At 73.3% G+C, this 19,801-nt stretch carries 16 protein-coding genes and 1 pseudogene; 5 read left to right on the forward strand and 12 right to left on the reverse strand.

What is annotated here, in order from left to right; translation table 11 throughout:
- Positions 1 to 19: 19 nt before the first annotated feature.
- From ACH5HR_RS04380 to ACH5HR_RS04410, 7 genes are all read right to left on the reverse strand, one after another.
- Positions 20 to 1,213 (reverse strand): acyl-CoA dehydrogenase family protein, encoded by a 1,194-nt coding sequence (locus ACH5HR_RS04380; RefSeq protein ID WP_402377664.1) that lies wholly within the window; start codon positions 1,211 to 1,213, stop codon positions 20 to 22.
- Positions 1,210 to 3,297: an ATP-binding protein gene (locus ACH5HR_RS04385; RefSeq protein WP_416476453.1), complete on the reverse strand. Its 2,088-nt coding sequence runs from the start codon at positions 3,295 to 3,297 to the stop codon at positions 1,210 to 1,212. Before ACH5HR_RS04385 ends, ACH5HR_RS04380 begins: the two co-directional genes overlap by 4 nt.
- 17 nt (positions 3,298 to 3,314) lie before the next feature.
- On the reverse strand, positions 3,315 to 4,970 hold the full coding sequence (locus tag ACH5HR_RS04390) for a carboxyl transferase domain-containing protein (RefSeq protein ID WP_416476455.1): 1,656 nt from the start codon (positions 4,968 to 4,970) through the stop codon (positions 3,315 to 3,317).
- Positions 4,967 to 6,436 (reverse strand): dihydrolipoamide acetyltransferase family protein, encoded by a 1,470-nt coding sequence (locus tag ACH5HR_RS04395; RefSeq protein WP_416476457.1) that lies wholly within the window; start codon positions 6,434 to 6,436, stop codon positions 4,967 to 4,969. The genes ACH5HR_RS04390 and ACH5HR_RS04395 overlap by 4 nt, the downstream gene beginning before the upstream one ends.
- Positions 6,437 to 6,482: 46 nt before the next feature.
- Positions 6,483 to 7,511 (reverse strand): alpha-ketoacid dehydrogenase subunit beta, encoded by a 1,029-nt coding sequence (locus ACH5HR_RS04400; protein ID WP_416476458.1) that lies wholly within the window; start codon positions 7,509 to 7,511, stop codon positions 6,483 to 6,485.
- Complete coding sequence (locus tag ACH5HR_RS04405; protein WP_402377678.1) at positions 7,508 to 8,797, reverse strand: thiamine pyrophosphate-dependent enzyme; 1,290 nt, start codon at positions 8,795 to 8,797, stop codon at positions 7,508 to 7,510. Before ACH5HR_RS04405 ends, ACH5HR_RS04400 begins: the two co-directional genes overlap by 4 nt.
- 175 nt (positions 8,798 to 8,972) lie before the next feature.
- Positions 8,973 to 9,773, reverse strand: a complete 801-nt coding sequence (locus ACH5HR_RS04410; RefSeq protein ID WP_416476460.1) for a GNAT family N-acetyltransferase — start codon at positions 9,771 to 9,773, stop codon at positions 8,973 to 8,975.
- A gap of 101 nt (positions 9,774 to 9,874) precedes the next feature.
- Here ACH5HR_RS04410 and ACH5HR_RS04415 point away from each other — a divergent pair, with 101 nt between their 5' ends.
- From ACH5HR_RS04415 to ACH5HR_RS04425, 3 genes and pseudogenes are all read left to right on the forward strand, one after another.
- A complete protein-coding gene (locus ACH5HR_RS04415) occupies positions 9,875 to 10,348 on the forward strand; it encodes an Lrp/AsnC family transcriptional regulator (protein WP_402377683.1) in 474 nt (157 codons plus the stop codon).
- A gap of 332 nt (positions 10,349 to 10,680) precedes the next feature.
- Positions 10,681 to 11,016, forward strand: a complete 336-nt coding sequence (locus tag ACH5HR_RS04420) for a hypothetical protein (RefSeq protein WP_402377686.1) — start codon at positions 10,681 to 10,683, stop codon at positions 11,014 to 11,016.
- Between the two features lie 46 nt (positions 11,017 to 11,062).
- Positions 11,063 to 12,009: pseudogene (locus ACH5HR_RS04425) on the forward strand (IS5 family transposase).
- 359 nt (positions 12,010 to 12,368) lie between these two features.
- Here ACH5HR_RS04425 and ACH5HR_RS04430 read toward each other — a convergent pair.
- From ACH5HR_RS04430 to ACH5HR_RS04445, 4 genes are read right to left on the reverse strand one after another with little or no spacing between them, the layout of a single operon-like run.
- Positions 12,369 to 12,998, reverse strand: a complete 630-nt coding sequence (locus ACH5HR_RS04430) for a nucleoside/nucleotide kinase family protein (protein ID WP_402377689.1) — start codon at positions 12,996 to 12,998, stop codon at positions 12,369 to 12,371.
- Positions 12,995 to 13,855 (reverse strand): PfkB family carbohydrate kinase, encoded by an 861-nt coding sequence (locus ACH5HR_RS04435; protein ID WP_416476461.1) that lies wholly within the window; start codon positions 13,853 to 13,855, stop codon positions 12,995 to 12,997. Before ACH5HR_RS04435 ends, ACH5HR_RS04430 begins: the two co-directional genes overlap by 4 nt.
- A 14-nt stretch (positions 13,856 to 13,869) precedes the next feature.
- Positions 13,870 to 14,931, reverse strand: a complete 1,062-nt coding sequence (gene mgrA, locus ACH5HR_RS04440) for an L-glyceraldehyde 3-phosphate reductase (RefSeq protein WP_416476462.1) — start codon at positions 14,929 to 14,931, stop codon at positions 13,870 to 13,872.
- A 12-nt stretch (positions 14,932 to 14,943) separates the two neighbouring features.
- A complete protein-coding gene (locus ACH5HR_RS04445) occupies positions 14,944 to 16,410 on the reverse strand; it encodes an AAA family ATPase (protein WP_416476463.1) in 1,467 nt (488 codons plus the stop codon).
- A gap of 262 nt (positions 16,411 to 16,672) precedes the next feature.
- On the opposite strand from ACH5HR_RS04445, the gene ACH5HR_RS04450 reads away from it, so the two are divergent.
- Complete coding sequence (locus ACH5HR_RS04450; RefSeq protein ID WP_402377700.1) at positions 16,673 to 16,957, forward strand: hypothetical protein; 285 nt, start codon at positions 16,673 to 16,675, stop codon at positions 16,955 to 16,957.
- Positions 16,958 to 16,966: 9 nt separating this feature from the next.
- On the opposite strand, the gene ACH5HR_RS04455 is transcribed toward ACH5HR_RS04450, so the two are convergent.
- Positions 16,967 to 19,234 carry an LLM class flavin-dependent oxidoreductase gene (locus tag ACH5HR_RS04455; RefSeq protein ID WP_416476465.1) on the reverse strand — a complete coding sequence of 756 codons (2,268 nt, stop codon included), beginning with the start codon at positions 19,232 to 19,234 and terminating at the stop codon, positions 16,967 to 16,969.
- A 93-nt stretch (positions 19,235 to 19,327) separates the two neighbouring features.
- Here ACH5HR_RS04455 and ACH5HR_RS04460 point away from each other — a divergent pair, with 93 nt between their 5' ends.
- Positions 19,328 to 19,801 (forward strand): MarR family winged helix-turn-helix transcriptional regulator, encoded by a 474-nt coding sequence (locus ACH5HR_RS04460; RefSeq protein ID WP_416476466.1) that lies wholly within the window; start codon positions 19,328 to 19,330, stop codon positions 19,799 to 19,801.

Here is a 19,801-nt window from a genome sequence, read left to right on the forward strand (position 1 = left end):
CTGCCCCTCGCTCCCGCGCTCATGCCGTCAGTCCCAGGTCGCGGGCGATGACCATGAGCTGCACCTCGGTGGTGCCCTCGCCGACCTCGAGGATCTTCGAGTCGCGGTAGTGCCGGGCGACGGGGTTCTCGTTGAGGAACCCGTACCCGCCGAAGATCTGCGACGCGTCACGCGCGTTCGCCATCGCCGCCTCGCCGGCCGTGAGCTTCGCGACCGACGCCTCGGCCTTGAACGGCTTGCCGTGCGTGAGCTTCAGCGCGGCGTCCAACCAGCAGAGCCGCGCCGCGTGCACGCGGGCCTGCATCCGCGCCAGGGTGAACGCGACGTGCTGGTTGCTCCCGATGGAGTGGCCGAACACCGTGCGCTCGTTCGCGTACCGCAGCGCCTCCTCCAGACAGCCCTGGGCGGCGCCGGTGGCCAGCGCGGCGAACGCGATCCGTCCCTCGTCGAGCACGCGCAGGAAGTTCGCGTACCCGCGGCCGCGCTCGCCGAGGAGGTTCGACGCCGGCACGCGGACGCCGTCGAGCGTCAGCGGGTGGGTGTCGGAGGTGTGCCAGCCGACCTTGTCGTACGGCTCGCCCACGGTCAGGCCGCGCGTCCCCGCAGGCACCAGGATGGAGGAGAGCTCGGGGCGCACGACGCCGTCGCTGCCGACCCGCTCCCCCGTCACGGCCGTGACGGTGATGACGCTGGTGATCGGGGTGCCGGAGTTGGTGATGAACTGCTTGGTCCCGTCGATCACCCACTCGTCCCCGTCCGGGCCCTCCTCGAGCCGCGCCCGGGTCTGCGTCGCCCCCGCGTCGGACCCCGCGCCGGCCTCCGTGAGCCCGAACGCCGCGAGCGCCCGGCCGGCCACCAGGTCGGGCAGCCAGCGCTCCTTCTGCTCGGGCGTGCCGTGCCGGAAGATCGGCATGATGCCGAGCCCGACCCCGGCCTCGAGCGTCACCGCGATGGACTGGTCCACCCGGGCGAGCGCTTCGACGGCGAGGCACAGCGAGACGTAGTCCTCGTCCTGGCCGCCCACGTCACGCGGGAACGGCAGCCCGAACAGCCCGAGCTCACCCATCTGCGCGATGATCTCCATCGGCAGGCGGCGCTCCGTGTCGTACCGGTAGGCGGCCGGCGCGACGACCTCGTCGGCGAACTCACGCACCGTCTGGCTGAGCTTGCGCTGCCCGTCGGTCAGGACGGTCGCGGCGGTATCGGCGATCATGACGCTCCTTCGGGTTCGACGACGGCGACCACCTGGTCGAGGCGGACCTGGTCGCCCGGGTGCACCACGAGACGCAGGGTCCCTGCGGCGGGTGCGGTGAGGGGGTGTTCCATCTTCATGGCTTCGACGACGACGACGGCGGCGCCGGCGTCGACGGGACCTTCGGCATGGGTGGCGGTCACCGTGCCGGGCATCTGCGCCCGGATCTCGGTGGGACCCGTGGCGGGCGCGCCCGGCTCGGCGGTGGCGGCCTTCCCGCTCCGGCGCACCGCGGCGCGCTCGGTGCGGTCCAGGACGGTGAGCACGCTGGTGCGGCCCTCGACGGCGACCCACACGGCACCGTCCCGTTCCAGCACGTGCACCAGGACCGTGCGCCCCTCGGCCGTGAGTAGCCGCCGGTGCGGCGGACCACCGGCCGGCCGCAGGGACGCCCGGACCGGGCTGCCGCCGTCGTCCACGCCGCCACCCGCCACCGTGGCGGCGTCGCGGGAGCCGGTGACCTCGAGGTCGAGGACGGTGCCGGCCGCGTCGCGCAGGGCGACCGGGCGGGATACGGGCGCGGCGTTGAGCCGCCAGCCGTCCGGCGCCCACGGGTCGCGGGTCCCGCTGCCGGTGCTGGTGCCGGGCGCGGATGTACCGGCGAGCAGCGCGGCGACCACCAGCGCGGTCCCGTCGGGCTCGGCTGGCTGTGCACCGGCTCCGGGCTGCTCCGCGGGCTCCACGAACCGGTCCACGAGGCCCGTGTCGAGCTTGCCCGCGCGGACGTCCGGGTCGGCGAGCAGGTCGCGCAGGAACCCGACGTTCGTCTCGACACCGAGCACCGCCGTCCGGGCGAGCAGCCCGTCGAGGCGCGCCAGGGCCTGGTCGCGGTCCGTGCCGTGCGCGACGGCCTTGGCGAGCATCGGGTCGTAGTCCCCCGACACCTCGTCGCCGCTCGCGACACCCGCGTCCAGCCGGAGCGGGAACGCGTCGGGACCGGCGCCCACCCCCGCGTCGTCGAACACGTCCACGCGGCCCACCGACGGCAGGAACCCGCGGGCGGGCGCCTCCGCGTACACCCGGGCCTCGACCGCGTGGCCGGTGAGCCGCACGTCCTGCTGGGCGAACCACAACGGCTCGCCGGCGGCGACCCGGAGCTGGGCCGCCACGAGGTCCAGACCGGTGACCATCTCGGTGACCGGGTGCTCCACCTGCAGGCGGGTGTTCATCTCGATGAACGCGAAGTCGTCGGGAGCGTCCGCCGGCACGAGGAACTCCACCGTGCCGACACCGACGTAGCCGACCGACCGGGCCACCTCGCAGGCCGCCGCGCCGAGCCGCTCGCGCGTCGCGTCGTCGACGGCGTGCGACGGAGCCTCCTCGACGATCTTCTGGTGGCGGCGCTGCAGCGTGCACTCCCGCTCGCCGAGGTGCACGACGGCGCCACGGGTGTCCGCGAGCACCTGCACCTCGACGTGCCGCGGACGTTCCACCAACCGCTCGAGCAGCAGCCTGTCGTCGCCGAACGCCGACGTCGCCACCCGGCGCGCGGAGGCCAGCGCCGCGGGCAGGCCGTCGGCTTCCCGGACCACCACCATGCCCTTGCCGCCGCCCCCGGCCACCGGCTTGACCAGCAGGGGGAAACCGACGTCGGCCGCGGCCGCGACGAGCTCCGCGTCGTCGAGCCCTCGGTCGTCGGGCCCCGCGTCCAGCGTGCCGGGCAGCACGGGCACGCCCCGGCCGGCGACGAGCCGCTTGCCCGCGACCTTGTCGGCCATCGCCTCGATCGCCGCGGCCGGCGGACCGACGAACACCAGCCCGGCGCGTTCGCAGGCGCGGGCGAGCTCCGGGTTCTCCGACAGGAAGCCGTAGCCGGGGTGGATCGCCTCGGCACCGGCGCCGACGGCGGCCGCGACCACCGCCTCGACGTCCAGGTACGCGCGGGCCGGGCCGAGGGACACCGCGACGTCGGCCTCGCGCACGTGCCGCGACCCGCCGTCGGCGTCCGTGTGGACCGCGACCGAGCGGACGCCGAGCCGGCGCAACGTGCCGATCACGCGGCAGGCGATCTCGCCACGGTTGGCTACCAGCACTGTGCTGAACATCTCCGTCGGCACCGTCCTCACATCCGGAAGAGCCCGAAGCGCGGGCCCTCGGTCGTCGGGAGCGGCGTGCGGGCGCACACCGCCAGTGCCATGCCGAGCACGCGGCGGGTGTCGCCCGGCTCGATGATGCCGTCATCCCACAGCCGGGCGGTCGCGTGGTATGGGTTGCCTGCCGCCTCGTAGGAGTCGCGGATCTCGCGCCGGAACTCCGACTCGTCCTGCGCGTCCCACTCCTGGCCCCGGGCGTCCGCCTGGTCGCGCTTGACGGTGGCCAGCACGGCCGAGGCCTGCTCGCCGCCCATCACCGAGACCCGCGCGCCCGGCCAGGTCCACAGGAACCGCGGGGAGTAGGCCCGCCCGCACATCGCGTAGTTCCCGGCGCCGAACGACCCGCCCACGATGACGGTCAGCTTCGGCACCCGGGCCGTGGCCACGGCCGTGACCATCTTGGCGCCGTCCTTCGCGATGCCGCCCGCCTCGGCGTCGGTGCCCACCATGAACCCCGAGATGTTCTGCAGGAACAGCAGCGGGATGCCGCGCTGGTCGCACAGCTCGATGAAGTGCGCACCCTTGAGCGCCGACTCGCGCAGGAGCACGCCGTGGTTGGCCAGGACCCCCACCGGGTGCCCGTGCACGTGCGCGAACCCGCAGACCAGCGTGGTCCCGTACCCGGCCTTGAACTCGTGCAGCCTGCTGCCGTCCACGACGCGCGCGATCACCTCGCGCGGGTCGTACGGCTGCTGGACGTCCGCGGGCACCACGGCGTCCAGACCCGCGCCACCCGACCCGTCCGGGGCGTCGGGGCCGACGGCGGGCGCCTCGGCCTCCGCGACGGTCCACGCAGGCTCCGGGTCCGGCGGGAGCGTCGCGACGATGTCGCGCACGATGTCCAGGGCGTGCTCGTCGTCCTCGGCGAGATGGTCGACGACGCCGGAGCGCCGCGCGTGCAGCTCACCCCCGCCGAGCTCCTCGGCCGTGACGACCTCACCGATCGCGGCCTTCACCAGCGGCGGGCCGCCGAGGAAGATCGTGCCCTGGCCCCGCACGATCACCGTCTCGTCGCTCATCGCCGGGACGTACGCCCCGCCGGCCGTGCAGGAGCCGAGCACGGCGGAGATCTGCGGGATCCCCTCCGCGGACAGCCGCGCCTGGTGGTAGAAGATCCGACCGAAGTGGTCGCGGTCCGGGAACACCTCGTCCTGCCGGGGCAGGAACGCCCCGCCCGAGTCCACCAGGTAGACGCACGGCAGCCGGTTCTCCAGCGCGATCTCCTGCGCCCGCAGGTGCTTCTTGACCGTCAGCGGGTGGTACGTGCCGCCCTTGACCGTCGGATCGTTGCAGACCACCATCACCTGCCGCCCGCGCACCCGGCCGACGCCCGCGACCACGCCCGCACCGGGCCACGCGCCCACCTCGCCCGGGCCGGCGTCGACCCCGTACGCGGCCAGCGGGGAGATCTCCAGGAACGGGCTGCCCGGGTCGAGCAGCCGCTCGACCCGGTCCCGCGGCAGCAGCTTGCCGCGCCCCACGTGGCGCTCGCGGGCAGCGTCCGAGCCGCCCCGTGCCGCCCCGGACGTCCGTTCGCGCAGGGTCGCCGCGAGCGCACCCTGCGCCTCGGCGTTCGCACGGGCGGCGTCGCTCGCCGGGTCGACGGCGGAGGTGAGGACGGTCATGCGCCCCGCCCTTCGCCGTCGTCCGGACCGCCGTCGTCCGGACTGCCGTCGTCCGGGCCGTCGGAGCCGCCGAGCAGCAGCGCCAGCCCCGGGTCGGCCAGGAGCCCGCCGAGGTCCGCGAGGAACCGGGCGCCCTGCTCGCCGTCGACCACCCGGTGGTCGAACGTGAGACTGAGCGTCAGCGTCTCGCGCAGCGCGATCTCGCCGTGGTGCTCCCACGGCTGCCGGGCGAGCCGCCCGATGCCGAGGATGGCGGACTCGCCAGGGTTGAGCAGCGGCGTGCCCGAGTCGACCCCGAAGACGCCCACGTTCGTGAGCGTCAGCGTGCCCCCGGCGAGCCGCTCCGGGCGGGTCCGCCCGGCGCGGGCCGTCGTGGCGAGCTCCCCGAGCGCTCGGGCCAGGCCGACCAGGGACAGCTCGTCGGCGTGCGGCACGTGCGGCACCACGAGCCCGCGGTCGGTCGCCACCGCGATGCCGAGGTTCACGTGCGCGGGGCGCACCAGCTGCGGGCCGTCGTCGGAATCCTCCCAGCGCGTGACGAGCGCCGGATGGTCCGGCAGCAGCACCAGCACCGCGCGGGCCACCAGGGCGAGCACCGTCAGCCGGGTGCCCGCGGTGCGCGGGTGCTCCCGCAGCCGGGTCAGCAGCTCCTTCAGCGCCGTCACGTCGCAGGTCAGGTGCACGGTGGCCTGCGGGATCGCCGCGCTGGCGACCATCGCCGCGGCGGTGTGCTTGCGCACGCCCCGCACCGGCTCGCGGGTCTCGGCCCGTACCGGCCGGGTGCCGAGGGTGCTGCCCCCCGTGGCCGCCGTGACGTCGTCGCGCGTGATCCGTCCGTCCGGGCCGCTGCCCGTCACCTGGGCCAGGTCGACGCCCAGCCGCTTCGCCGTCGCCCGGACCCCCGGGGTGGCGCGCCGGTTCGCGGTGGCACGGGGCGCCACCCCGTCCGACGGCGGGACACCGGGTGTGGCGACCGGCTTGCGCGGGCGTCGGGTCGGGCGGCCGCGCCGGGCTGCCCGGGCACCGTAGCCGACCAGGTTGGGGCGGGACTCCTCCTCGGGGGACGCCGCCGAGGCCGACGAGCTCGCTGAGGCCGACGACGCCGACGAGTCCGCCGATGTCGCGGCCGATCCGGCGGGCTCCTCACGGGGCGCGGGACTCGCCGGGGCCGCCGACGCGCCGCCGGTGCCGGTCCCGTTGCCTGCGGCCGAGCCGCCGCCCGCCACGTCCAGGTCGAAGGTGACCAGCGGCTCACCGACCTCGACGACCTGCCCCTCCTCGGCGTGCAGCCGGGCCACGACCCCCGCGTACGGCGAGGGGATCTCCACCAGCGCCTTGGCCGTCTCGACCTCCGCGATCACCTGGTTCAGGGTGACCGTGTCGCCCGGGCCCACGCGCCATTCGACCACCTCCGACTCGGTCAGACCTTCACCGAGGTCCGGGAGCAGGAACTCCTGGGTGCTCATGCCATCACCTCCGTGCCTGACCGCTGCGGTGCCCCGCTCCTCGCGCTCATGCGGCCACCCCCGTCAGGACGTCCAGCGGCACCCGGCCCAGCACCTGGTCGATGCCGTGGCACACCCGGTCCAGGTCCGGCACGTGGTGCCCCTCCAGCTTGGCCGGCGGGTAAGGCACGTCGTGGCCGGTGACCCGCACCGGCGGCGCCTCGAGATGCTCGAAGCACCGTTCGGTCACCGTCGCGCAGACCTCCGCGCCGACCCCCACCTGCCGCGGACCCTCGTGGACCACGACGAGGCGCCCGGTGCGGCGCACCGACTCCGTGACGGCGTCGGCGTCCCAGGGCGAGAGCGACCGCAGGTCGATCACCTCGACGGACGCGCCGTCGTCGGCCATGGCCTCGGCCGCGTCGATCGCGGTCGCGACGTGCGAGCCCCAGCTCACCACCGTGACGTCACGGCCCGGGCGCACCACGTGCGCGGAGCTCATGGGCGGGGCGTCGGCGAGGTCGACGGCGGGGTCGACGTCGCCCTTGACGTGGTAGAGCCGCTTGGGCTCGAAGAAGATCACCGGGTCGTCGCAGGCGATGGCCTGCCGCAGCACCGTGCTGGCGTCCTGCGGGTTCGACATCGACACGACGCGCAGCCCGGCCGTGTGCACGAAGTACGTCTCCGGCGACTCGCTGTGGTGCTCTGCCGCGCCGATCCCGCCCGCCACGGGGATGCGGATGGTGATCGGCATGGGCACCTTCCCGCGGGTGCGGGCGTGCATCTTGGCGACCTGGCTGACGATCTGGTCGAACGCGACGTACACGAACCCGTCGAACTGGATCTCCACCACCGGCCGGTACCCGCGGTACGACATCCCGATGGCCGTGCCGAGGATCCCCGACTCCGCCAGGGGCGTGTCCACCACCCGGCGCGGGCCGAACTCGCGCTGCAGCCCGTCGGTCACGCGGAACACCCCGCCGAGCGCGCCGATGTCCTCGCCGAGCAGCACCACGTGGTCGTCGTCGCTCAGCGCCTGGCGCAGGCCCGCGTTGAGGCCCTGCGCCAGCGTCATCTGGGTGGTCGAGCCGGTCATCGGTCCCCCTCCTCGAAGCCGTCGAGATAGCGGGCGTAGGCGTCCCGCTCGGCGGCGAGCTCGGCGTGCGGCGCGGCGTACACGTCGGCGAAGACGTCCTGCCACGACGGGTCCTCGATCGACGTGACGCCGGCGCGCAGCTCGGCCGCCACGGCGTCGGCGGCCGCCTGGACGCGGGCCTCGCCGTCGTCGTCCAGGGCGTCCTCGCTGCGCAGGTGTGCCGCGACGCGACTCAGCGGGTCGCGAGCCTCCCAGTGCTCGCTCTCGGCCGAGGTGCGGTAGCGCGTCGGGTCGTCGGCGGTGGTGTGCGGACCGCGGCGGTAGGTCACGGCCTCGATGAGGGTGGGTCCGCCGCCCGTGCGGGCGCGGTGCAGCGCCTCGCGTGTGACGGCGAGCACGGCGAGCACGTCGTTGCCGTCCACCCGCACGCCCGGCATGGCGAAGCCGCGGGCCCGTTCGACCAGCGGCACCTTGGACTGCAGCGACACCGGCTCGGAGATCGCCCACTGGTTGTTCTGGCAGAAGAACACGACCGGCGCCGTCCAGGTCGAGGCGAACGTGAACGCCTCGGCCACGTCGCCCTGGCTCATGGCGCCGTCACCGAAGTAGGAGATGACGGCCTCGGTCCGGCCCTGCCCGACGGCGGTCCCGGCGTCGGGCGCGGGTCGTGCGTCCCGCTCGGCGTCGGCGCCCTGGTCCGCGAGGATGCCGACGGCATAGCCCACGGCGTGCAGCGCCTGCGCGCCGATGATGACCTGCATGGGCGCCATGCGTGCCACGTGCGGGTCCCATCCGGCGCCGGTGACGCCGCGCCACACGCGCAGCAGGTCCGCCCCGGCGATGCCGCGCACGTGGGCGACACCGTGCTCGCGGTAGCTGGAGAACACGAAGTCGTCGGACTCCAGGGCGCGGGCGGAACCGATCTGGGCGGCTTCCTGGCCGAGCAGCGGCGGCCACAGCGCGAGCTGTCCCTGCCGTTGCAGGGCGGTGGCCTCCGTGTCGATGCGGCGCACGACGACCATGTCCTCGTACAGGTCGCGCAGGGCCGCGTGGTCGACGTCCTCGACCCAGCGGTCGTACGTCGCGTCCGGGTGGCGGACCCCGTCGGCATCGATCAGCCGGACGGTCCCGTGACCGGGGTCGACGCCCTCGGGCGTCGTGCCCAGGGAGGTGGGCGCGGGCACATGGTCCCGCGCGCCGCCGTGGGCGCTGTCCACCGAGGCCTCGTGCGACGTCCCTGCTCGTGACAGGCGGTCGCGGGTCCTCGGATCCGTGGTGCTGGGCATGGGTGGCCTCACCTCGCATCGGAGCCGGCGCTCCTCGTCGAGCGCCTGTTCCCGAACATATCTCTGTGATCCAGGTCGCACCACCAGCACCTGTTCTGTTGAGCAGGATGCTCAGCGGGCGCCGGGTGTTGCCGTGCACAGTGCTCGATGTCGCGAGGCTCGCGTGCGGAACCGTTCAGGACTCGCGGTCCGGGCGCACCCAGTCGTGGGTCTCGCGCACGAGCTCGAACCCGGCCGACCGGTAGAGCGCCACCGCAGCGGTGAGCGAGGACGGCGTCACGACGGCGACGGCGCTCGCTCCTCGGCGGACGAGAGCCGCGCTCGCTCCCAGCACGGCGTCGCGCCCGTAGCCGCGCCCGCGATGCTCCGGGGCGGTGCCCACCGGCTCCAGCAGCCCGCAACGGCCCGCTCCCGCGAACCAGCCCGTCGCAGCGGCCGCAGGCTCCCCCTCGGGTGTGCGTACCAGCACGTCGACGGCCGCACCGCCCGCCGGCGAGGACATCATCGTGCGCCACCTGGCCGCGGTGAACGTGGATCCCGGGAAGGCCGCCCGTTGGACGTCGACCCTGGCGGCCACGTCGGCCTCTCGGACGGCTTCGGCACGGCTCGACACCGGCCGCGGCGTCCACGACATGACCGACCAGGCCTCCGCGTCGGGTTCCCACCCGGGCACCGGCAGGCCGTCGGTGGCGTCGTGGCCGGGCACGAGCAGCTCGGCGTCGGCCGCGAGCGCACCGAGGTCGGCCGCAGGCGCAGCGGTCACCCGCAGGACGGGACCGTCGAAGAACCCGACCGCCGTCGGCGCTGCGCCGTCGGTCCACAGCAGGACGGCCGCGTCGTCGGACCGCAGGTACCACCCGACGTCACCGGGGTGCAGGCCACCGCCCGGGACGTCCCGCGGCGTCCAGCCGCACAGCGCGCGCAGCGCCGGACCGGTCTCGGAGCTGGCCAGTCGGTGCCGCGTCAGCGAGGTCATGGCCACCCATGATCGGCCGCTGCGTCCGGCACTGCCAGCACTTTTCGCGCCCGCCCGGATCGGGTCGATCGCCAGCCTCCGCGCCCGGATAGGCTGGGCAGGTGCACCGCATCGACGCCGTGGACCTCGCACTGCTGAGGGCGCTCTCGCAGGACCCGCGTGCGACGACGGTCGCCCTGGCCCAGCGGCTGGGCATCTCCCGCAACACCGTGGCCGCCCGCCTCGCCCGCCTGGAGCAGGCAGACGCCTTCCGCGAGTTCGACCGCTGCATCGACCCGGCGGTGCTCGGCCACCCGCTGACCGCCTTCATCGAGGTCACCGTGCACCAGCAGGACCTCGCCCGGATCGTGTCCGAGCTCGCCGAGATCCCCGAGGTGGTCCAGGCCTACGGGCACAGCGGCGTCGCCGACCTGCGCGTGCACGTCGTCTGCCGCGACACCGACCACCTGTTCCGCATCGACGCCGCCATCCTGCGCATCGACGGGGTGCAGCGCACCGAGACCTCGCTGTCGATGGGCGAGCTCGTGCCGTACCGCATCCAGCCGCTCGTGGAGAAGCTGCGTCGCGAGCTGTGAGGGCCTCAGGGTCAAACCTGGGGGCCCCTCTCCATCGCCAGGTTTGCACCCGGCGCGGCTGGCTCCGGCCGCCGTTCTCAGCGCCCGGCTGGTCCCCCAGGAACCTGGCCCGTCCGGATCGGCTGCCGTTGCGAGGTCGCAGATTTGCCGTTGCCAGCGTAGGAACCCTGCCAACACTCGTTCCGGCTTCATGCTGTTGCTAGTGTCGACTGGTGGCAGCGACCTCGACCTTTCGACCAACGGTGAGCGGGCCGACGAACAGATACAGCAAACATTGGACCTTCTGGGGTCGCTGCGCCCCGGCCGTGTGGCTCGTCCCGGCGATGGGACTGATGGCCGCCGCGATTGGTTCTCGGTTCGGCTCGATCACCCTCCTGGCGGCCAGCGCCACCAGCGTGCTCCCTGGGCTGGTCTACTACGCCGACAAGTGGTGGGGGCCGGGCGTCCTCGAACGAACACGACCGGAACCACTCGGCCCGTGGTGGTGCTACCTCGGCGCATGCCTCGTCGTCGGCAATGCCGTGATCTGGTCCTTCGGATCATTAGCCTGGCTCATCGTCGCCCCGCCGACCTTCTGGCTGGAGCTCAAGATCGCGCGGCGCATCCTCGCCCGTCGGTATGACCGCGAGGGCGCGGCTGAGCGCTTGAGGCTGCGGACGCCCGACTAGGGCGTGTCTCCTATATGGACGGTGAGGCGCGCGGCAGACTGGCGCGGTGACGTCTTCGCGGTACCGGGTCTTGACCGACGAGCAGTGGGAACGGATCGAGCCGGTGCTGCCCTCGAACGTGGGGCGCAGGGGTCGCCCGTTCGGGGACAACCGGCGGGTGGTCGAGGGGATCATCTACCGGTACCGGACCGGCATTCCGTGGCGTGACCTGCCGCGCGAGGAGTTCGGTCCGTGGAAGACGGTCTGGAAGCGGTACCGCCGCTATGCCGGTGACGGGACCTGGGACCGCGTGCTTTCGCGCCTACTGGCCGAGGCCGACGCGAACGGGCAGATCGACTGGAACGTGTCGGTGGACGCGACGATCAACCGCGCCCACCAGCACGGCACGAACACGACGCGCCCGGAGCAGGACACAGGGGGCGACATCGAACTACACGCCCAGGCCGGTCGGGTTCGTCCACAGCACCCTCGGGGGTAAGCGTGAGCCGGCCGGTCATGGCATCGGTCGTTCGCGCGGTGGGCTGAGTACGAAGATCCACGCCGCGGTCGACGGGCGCGGGCGCCCGCTCGCGATCGTGGTCACCGGAGGGCAGCGCAACGACGGCGCGATGCTCGAGCAGGTCCTGGCAGACATCCACGTGCCGCGGCTGGGCCCCGGCCGCCCGCGCACCACACCGGACGCCGTCATCGCGGACCGGGCCTACACCAGCGGAAAGACCCGCCGCATGCTCGCGGGCCGTGGCATCAAGGCCGTGATCCCGCAAAAGAGTGACGAGATAGCCGCCCGGCGCCGCAAGAGGTCGGCCGGTGGGCGCCCGCCGAAGCTGGACACCGTGACCGACAAGGGCCGTAACGTCGTCGAACGCACCTTTACCCTGGCCAAGCAGTGGCGCGCGCTGGCCACCGGTACGACAAGCTCGCCATCACCTACCGCGCCGCGGTCGTGCTCTCAGCCTGCATCACCTGGATGCGCATTTAGGAGACACGCCCTAGTCGCAGTTCTGGATCTTGTCTCTCCGCGCTCGTGCTTCTCGGTGGCGTTGACGGCGACGGAACTGCGCCCTAAATCGCCGTTGAGCGGCTTCGATGCGGTCGGCGGACGGGTCTGCTGCCCACTCGTAGTACTCGCTTTCTGCGCCGTCGCGCCCACCGTCCGCTTCGACCAGGCGACCTAGGGAGGTCTTGCTGGGTTCGCCCTTCGGGAGCGCCGCAACCCATGGCCCCTTCGCTGACTCGCTACCCACGTATCCAGGGTAGAGGGCAGTGAGCATCCGGGCGGATGCAAGAGGACCTGCTGGGCGCGCCACTTGGGAGACACGCACGACTAGTTCCGGACGACGGCGGACGCAGGGTCAGCCCGCGAGCCCGACCAGCAGGTCAGCCGCACCTCGCGTCGCCGCGATGAGCTCCGCGTTGACCTGGTCGGAGCCGCGCGCCCAGTGCCGCGCCTCCTCGACGCTCTTGCCGAACGCCCGGTGCCGCGCCTCGAGGCGGGCGAGCCGGACACCGTCGGGCACCTCGACGTACCAGACCTCGGCCATCCGAGCCCGGGCGGTCGGCCAGGCTCCCGACTGCGCGAGCAGGTAGTTCCCCTCGGTGACCACGAGCGGCACCTCGGCGGGCACCTCGACCCCGGCCGCGACCGGCTCCTCGATCTCGCGCCGGAACGCCGGCGCATAGACCGGCGGGTCACCAGGACGCGCGTCGGCGAGGCGCGCGACCAGCGCGGCGTACCCGGCGTCGTCGAAGGTGTCGATCGCGCCCTTGCGCCCGGCACAGCCGTGCGCCGCCAGGACGGCGTTCGACAGGTGGAACCCGTCCATCCCGACACCCACGGCCCGCTCCGGCCCGAGCGCCGCGACCAGCTCGGCTGCCAGCGTCGACTTGCCCGACCCGGGCGCCCCGACGATGCCCAGGACAGCCCGCCGACCCGGGACCGCCAGGCCGCGGGCACGCTCGACGAGCTCCGCCGTCGTGCTCACCGGGGCACCTGCGCGAGCCAGGCGCGCGGGCCCACGTGCTGCACCCGGGTGGTCGCGACGCGCGCGGCCGTGGTGCAGGCCTCCGGGAGGGGCTCGCCGGCGGCGAGCGCCGCGGCCAGCGCCCCGTGGAACGCGTCGCCCGCGCCGAGGGTGTCGCGCACCTCGACGTCCGGGACGTCGACCGTGCCCGAGCCGGAGTGGTTGAACCACTCGACCGGCCCGCCGCCGTGGGTGACCACCACGGAAGCCGCACCGAGCTCCCGCGCGCCGGACGCGCCGTCGTCGTACCCGGGCACGGTGAAGTCCGCGGAGAGCGCGGCGACGTCGGCGGCGGGCAGCAGGTCCGCGAAGACCGGCCGCCACCGCCCGGCGTCGAGGACCACCGGCGGGCGCCGGGTGCTGCCGTCGAAGTGGTCGACGACGGCGCGGGCGATCGCCGGGTGGTGCCCGTCGAGCAGGACGAGGTCGGGCGTGGGCAGCTGCGGCAGGTTCGCCGGTGCGGGGGCGTCGGCGAGCGCCGCGTCCGCCGAGACGACGGACCGCTCCCCCGTGGCGTCGTCGACCAGCACCGCCGAGACCGCGAGCGGGAACGCCTTGCCGCCGACGACGTCGTGCACCTCGACGCCGTGGGCGGCCAGGTCGCCACGGGCCGCCATCGCGACAGGGCCGTCGCCGAGCGCGGTGACCAGCACGGCACGGACCCCCAGCGCGGCCGCCGTGACCGCGGCGTTGGCCGCCGGGCCGCCCGCCGCGACGTCCTGGCGGGAGGCAGTGACCTTCTCGTCGCGGCCGGGCCGTCCGTCCGCGCGGTGCACGACGTCGAGCGTGGTCAGCCCCACGAACCAGCAGGTGCGCATCGCTCTCCAGGTGCTCAGCGGCCGGTGCCGTCGACGGCGTAGGGCTCGATCGCAGTGACCTCGTCGTCCGTCAGCGGCCCCGCCGCGAGCGCCGCGAGGTTGTCCTCGAGCTGGGCCACGCTCGAGGCGCCGATCAGCGCCGAGGTGACCCGCTGGTCGCGCAGCACCCAGCTCAGGGCGAGCTGGGCGAGGCTCTGCCCGCGGCCGGCAGCGATCTCGTTCAACGCGCGTGCACGCTCGAGGTACGTCTCGCTCAGGGCGTCGCTGGACAGGAAAGGCGAGTCGGAGCGGGCCGCCCGCGACCCCGCAGGCGCCTCACCGCTCAGGTAGCGGCCGGTGAGCAGCCCTTGCTGCAGCGGGGAGAAGACGATGGTGCCCACGCCCAGGTCGCCGACGGCGTCCAGCAGGGACTCGCTCTGGCGGCCGTCGTAGGGGTCCTCGCGCTCCGGGTCTTCGATGTGCCGGTTGAACATCGAGTAGCTGGGCTGATGGATGAGCATCGGCGTGCCGAGGTCCGCCAGGATGCGCGCCGCCTCGCGGGTGCGCGCCGGGGAGTAGTTCGACACCCCCACGTACAGGGCCTTGCCCTGCTGCACCGCCGACGCCAGGGCACCCATGGTCTCCTCCAACGGTGTGGAGGGGTCCGGGCGGTGGTGGTAGAAGATGTCGACGTAGTCCAGGCCCATGCGGGCCAGCGACTGGTCGAGCGAGGACAGCAGGTACTTGCGCGAGCCGTGGTCCCCGTACGGGCCGGGCCACATGTCGTAGCCCGCCTTGGTCGAGATGACGAGCTCGTCGCGGTACGGGTGCAGGTCGCTGGCGAGGTGCCGCCCGAAGTTCTCCTCCGCCGAGCCGTACGGCGGGCCGTAGTTGTTCGCCAGGTCGAAGTGCGTCACGCCGAGGTCGAACGCGCGGCACAGGATGGCGCGCTGCGTCTCCATCGGGTTCACGTGGCCGAAGTTGTGCCACAGGCCCAGCGACAGCGCCGGCAGGTCGAGACCCGAGCGGCCGGTACGACGGTAGGTCATCGAGTCGTAGCGGGCGTCGTCGGCCAGATAGCGAGGTGCGAGAGGCATAAGAGCATCCTGTCAGAGCAGCGCCATCGCCAGCAGCGGCGCCGGGACGGCCCACACCTCACCGCTCGTGTCCAGGATCGACTTCGTCGCGAGGATCCCGCGCTGGTACTTGCCCACGATCACGCGGGCCTCGCTCTTCCAGCCGCGCGAGACCCACTTCGACTCGATCGGCACAGTCATGACGGTCCCTGCGTCGGACGGCAATGAGATCGATGACAGGTCGATCTCCCGGTCGTTGCTCGTCCGTACGTATCCGATGGTGTCACCAGCCAGCCATCGCCCCTCGGAGTGGGCGTCCACCGCGCGCGCGAGGTGCACGCCGATGGTCTGTTCGGTCAGCGACGTCATGGCGGGCGCCTTCGACCCGGCACGTAGACGTGACGGCAACCATGAGAGGACCGGATCGGTGAGGTAGTGCTTGGACTGCGTTCGAGGCACCAGCGCTCCGGAGTCGTCTCGCTGAGGACAGCGCAGCACAGCGTGCGACGACACCATCCGCGTCAGCCGTGTCTCCAAGGCCGCCCGAGTCCGACCGATGATGATCGCCGTCGGGTTGACCGCCAGCGGACTCGTCGCGCGCTCCGACAGGGCCTCCAACAGCAGAGGCACAGATTCTGGTGTGCTCTCCGGGTCCACGTCCCGATGCAGCCACGCCTGAAGGTCCTGCAGGTATGCATCCGAGACGGCACCGTTCCGGACGTACTCGGCCACGGCGCGCGGAAACCCACCCACGCTCAGGAACTGCTGCCAAGCCAGATCGAACTCGTCGACGAACAATCCCGTCTCGGCGAGCTGGGCCCGCGTCTCGTCGCTCTGGAGGTGACCGGGATGAACGCGTGGCAGAGCAGGGAGGTTCTCGCGCGTGGTGCCGATGAACTCGCGGAAGCTCATCGGCAGGAGAACTCGGCGGCGGCGTGTCTCAGAACCTGCCCGGCCAGCCATGAGGTTGCCCTCGACATCCTCGTCCGGATCCCATCGGGACCCCGTGGCGATGACCGTGTCGTGTGCGAACGCCGTGTTGTCCCGCGCGTCCTTGAAGACCGACGACCACCCACGCACCGAGGTGATCTCGTCGAAGAGCCACACCCGAGGCCGCGCCCCGTCGAGATCGACCGACTCGGTCATGCTGCGCGCCAGTGTGAGTACTCGGCGGACGTCCTGCAGCGTCAACGTGTCACACGGGACGTGGATGATCTGGCGGGGATCGACATCACCCCGCTCGCAGAGCGCCGCGGCGAGCTGCAGCATCGCGACGGACTTGCCGATGCGCCGCGGCCCCGACAGGACGATCACCCGATCGCCGAGCGGATCCGTCGCGACGTCGTCGAGCACTTCCGTCCGATACCCGATGTCGTAACGTGCCAACCCCTGGAGCACCGGGTGCCGCTCGGTCCAAGCGGTAGCCTCTTCGCCGAGCACCTGCGCCTTCCACCAGGGGTTTCGCTCGCCGAGGTGCTGCCGGATGGAGTCGTCGCGCATGTCAAGAAGGTAGCATCGACTTCATTCAAGGGGGAGGGTCGAGCGCACCTGACTTCATTCAAGGGGGAGGGTCGAGCGCACCTGACTTCATTCAAGGGGGCTCGGGTCCGCAGAGGGCGACGAAGCGCGTCATCTCACGGGCCGGCGGCACCGTCCGCGACATCCCAGTGCTCGGCCCGGACCAGCTGATCTGCGCGTGGCCTGCCTGATGCCGGTCACACTTGACCCGAACGAGAGCCGGACCGGCGGAACGGAGCGAGACATGGACGACGGTGGCACGACGCGCCCGGGCACGCCACGGTCGGCCGAGTGGTCGGTGGCGCTCGGTGTGGCCGGGCTGGCCTGCGCCGTCGTCCCCGTGGTCGGGGACTGGGTGGCCGCCCCGCTCGCCGTCGCGTCGATCACGCTCGGTTCGCTCGCCATCCACGTCGCCGAGCGAGACGGTCGGCCCGGCACGGCCCGCGGGCTCGTCGGGGCGATGATCGGCGTGGTCGCGCTGGGCGTGGTGCTCTTCTCGCTGGCCGCCGGGATCGTCCACACGGGCTGACGGCCGGCGCTATGCGGCGGGCGGCACCGGGAAGTTGGCGCGGAAGAGGTTCGTCGGGTCCCAGTCCCGCTTGACCTCCCGCAACCGAGTCAGGGTCGGCTCGGGGAACGCGTCGGCGAGGCGCTCCGGGCGCGTGTCGGTGTCGAAGGAGAGGTACAGCCCGTCGGCGTGCGGCAACATCTCGGCGTCCCACACCGTGTCGAGCGCCTCCTGAGAGGCCGACATCGCCGAGAGCAGGAAGTTCTGGTGCCGGTGGGCGTACGCCGTCGCCGCGTCGGGCAGGTCGTGCGCGGCCCCGCCGGTGGCGCGGACCTGCAGGAAGGTCGCCGAGCCCGACGCCGCCACGCGCTCGAAGGCGCGGGACGTCGCGGTGTCGAGGTGCGTGACGAGCGCGGATCGCACGGAGGGGTCGCCACCTCCCGTGTGGCGCTTGTCCCCCGCCTGCACGACGCCGGCGTACGGCAGCAGGTACGCCTGGTGGTCGAGCAGCGGACCTGCGTCGGCGAGACGTTCCAGCTGGGTGACCGCCGCTGTCGTGTCGTCACCGGCGTAGACGGTCATGAGCTGCGCCACCGGCCCCTGGCCCCGCCGGGGCGGCGAGAGGATGAGGAAGCTCGTGAGCTCGCGCGGCGCCGTCTCGACCGCGGCACCCCACCGCTCGAGCAGCCCCGCGGTGTCGGTGGCGTCGAGGGTCATCTGGGAGAAGACGACGTCGCCCAGATCCATCGCCTCGACCTCCACCCAGGTGACCGCGCCGAGGTTGCCGCCGGCGCCCCGCAGCCCCCAGAACAGGTCGGGGTTCTCGTCCGCGGAGGCGTGCACGACCCGCCCGTCCGCCGTGACGACCTCGGCCGCCACGACGTGGTCGATCGTCAGCCCGTACGTGCGCCCGAGGAACCCGACACCACCTGCGGTCGCGAGCCCTCCGACCCCGACGCCCCCGTAGTCGCCCGAGCTGATCGCCCAGCCGCGCGGCGCGAGCGCCTCGGCGACCTTCTCCCAGGTCGCCCCGGCTCCGAGACGCACCCGGCGAGTGGCCTCGTCGACCACCTCGATCTGGTCCAGCGCCCCGAGGTCGACGACGATCCCGCCGTCGTTCGTGGACCGGCCGCTGATGCCGTGCCCGCCCGACCGGACACCCAGGGGAACCTCCTGCGTCCGCGCGTAGGTGACGGCGTCGGACACCTCGGCGGCACTGCGCGGCCGCAGGACGAGGCCCGGCGCGCCCGAGCGCAGGTAGTTGTGCCGCACGACGTCGTAGGAGCGGTCGCCAGGTTCGACGGCGGTGGTCGCCAGCGTGGGCGGCACGCCGTCGTAGTCGATCCCGTCGCGCCGCAGCGCGATCGCGGCCCGGCCACGGCGGGTCGCGGCAGGAGCCGTCCCGTGCGCGGCCCGCTCGCGGGCGACCAGCTCGCGCACGGCCGGGGCGATCTCCTCGCCCAGCACCGAGAACATACCCGGATCGTCCGAGGCCACGATGAACGAGCCGACGCCGTCGTCCAGCGCCAGCGCGGCGAGCTCCTCGACCCACTGCTCGACGGGCCCCTGCAGGAAGCCCCGCCGGTCGGCGGTGACCGCGCCCTGCACGTTGAGCAGGCGGCGGATCTCGGCGGGGTGACGCCCCGCCTCCTCGGCCGTCTCGTCGATGATCGCGTTGCCGCGGGCGAGGTCACCGTCCTTCATGTAGGCGAGGGACGGCAGCCAGCCGTCGGCCTGGCGCGCGACGAGGCGGAGCATGCGCGGCTTGTACGCGCCGAGCCAGATCGGCACGTCGTGCGCCGGCGCAGGTCCGCGCTTGGCGCCGGTGACGCGGTGGTGCTCGCCGTCGGTGCGCAGCACGCGGCGCTCGCCGGCGTCCCAGATGCCGCGGATGATGTCGACGGCCTCGGCGAGCGCCGTCACGGACTCTCCCGGGGTGAGGCGGCGGCCACCCATGGACTCGATGGCGTCCCAGAACCCACCTGCGCCGAGGCCCAGGTCGATACGTCCGCCGCTGAGCAGGTCCAGGCTCGCCACCGAGCGGGCGAGGACCGCCGGCTGGCGCAGCGGCAGGTTCAGCACGTTGCCCGCCAGGTGGATGCGCTCGGTGACCGCCGCGGCGTAGGAGATCAGCGTCCAGGTGTCGAGGAACCCTGGCTGGTACGGGTGGTCCTGGAAGGTCACGAGGTCCAGGCCGGCTGCCTCGGCTGCCTGCGCCAGCCGGACGGGCTGCTGCGGGTCACGGTTGGACGGGGTGACGAAGGTGCCGAAGACCAGGTCGTGGCCGTAGTCGGTCATGGGCGCTCCAGGTGACGAGAGATGATCTGTGCTGCAGATGATATACCCGGCAACTCATCTGGATGACATCTCATTCCGCGGTACGATGGCGACATGCCCACGCCCGCTGCGCCCTCACCCTTCGGCTGGTCGCTCGCTGCCCTCCTGCGCGAGTGGAAGCACCGGGTGGCCGCCACCTGCGACGAGCTGCCGCAGGGCTCCCGGGGCTACGAGGTGCTCTCTGCCGTGGTGCACGACCGACCGCCGACGCAGGCGGCGCTCGCCACGCGCCTCGGGATCGACCGGACCGTGATGACCTACCTCATCGACGAGCTCGACGCCGCCGGGCTGGCGCGGCGCGAGCCGGACCCGACGGACCGCCGCGCACGACGGATCGTCGCCACCGCGCGGGGCGCCGAGATCGTCGCCGGGCTCGACGCCCAGGTCGCGCGGGCCGAGGACGAGCTGCTCGCAGCCCTCGAGCCCGCGGAACGCACGGCACTGCGAGGCCTCCTGGCGCGCGCGGCGTCCGGGGCCGCTCCCGCCGACGACCGCTGCGCCGTCGTCGGCGACGCGATGCGGGACTGA

Origin of the sequence: Isoptericola maris (genome assembly GCF_048065335.1) — a bacterium.
GTDB classification, from domain to species: Bacteria; Actinomycetota; Actinomycetes; order Actinomycetales; family Cellulomonadaceae; genus Isoptericola; species Isoptericola rhizosphaerae.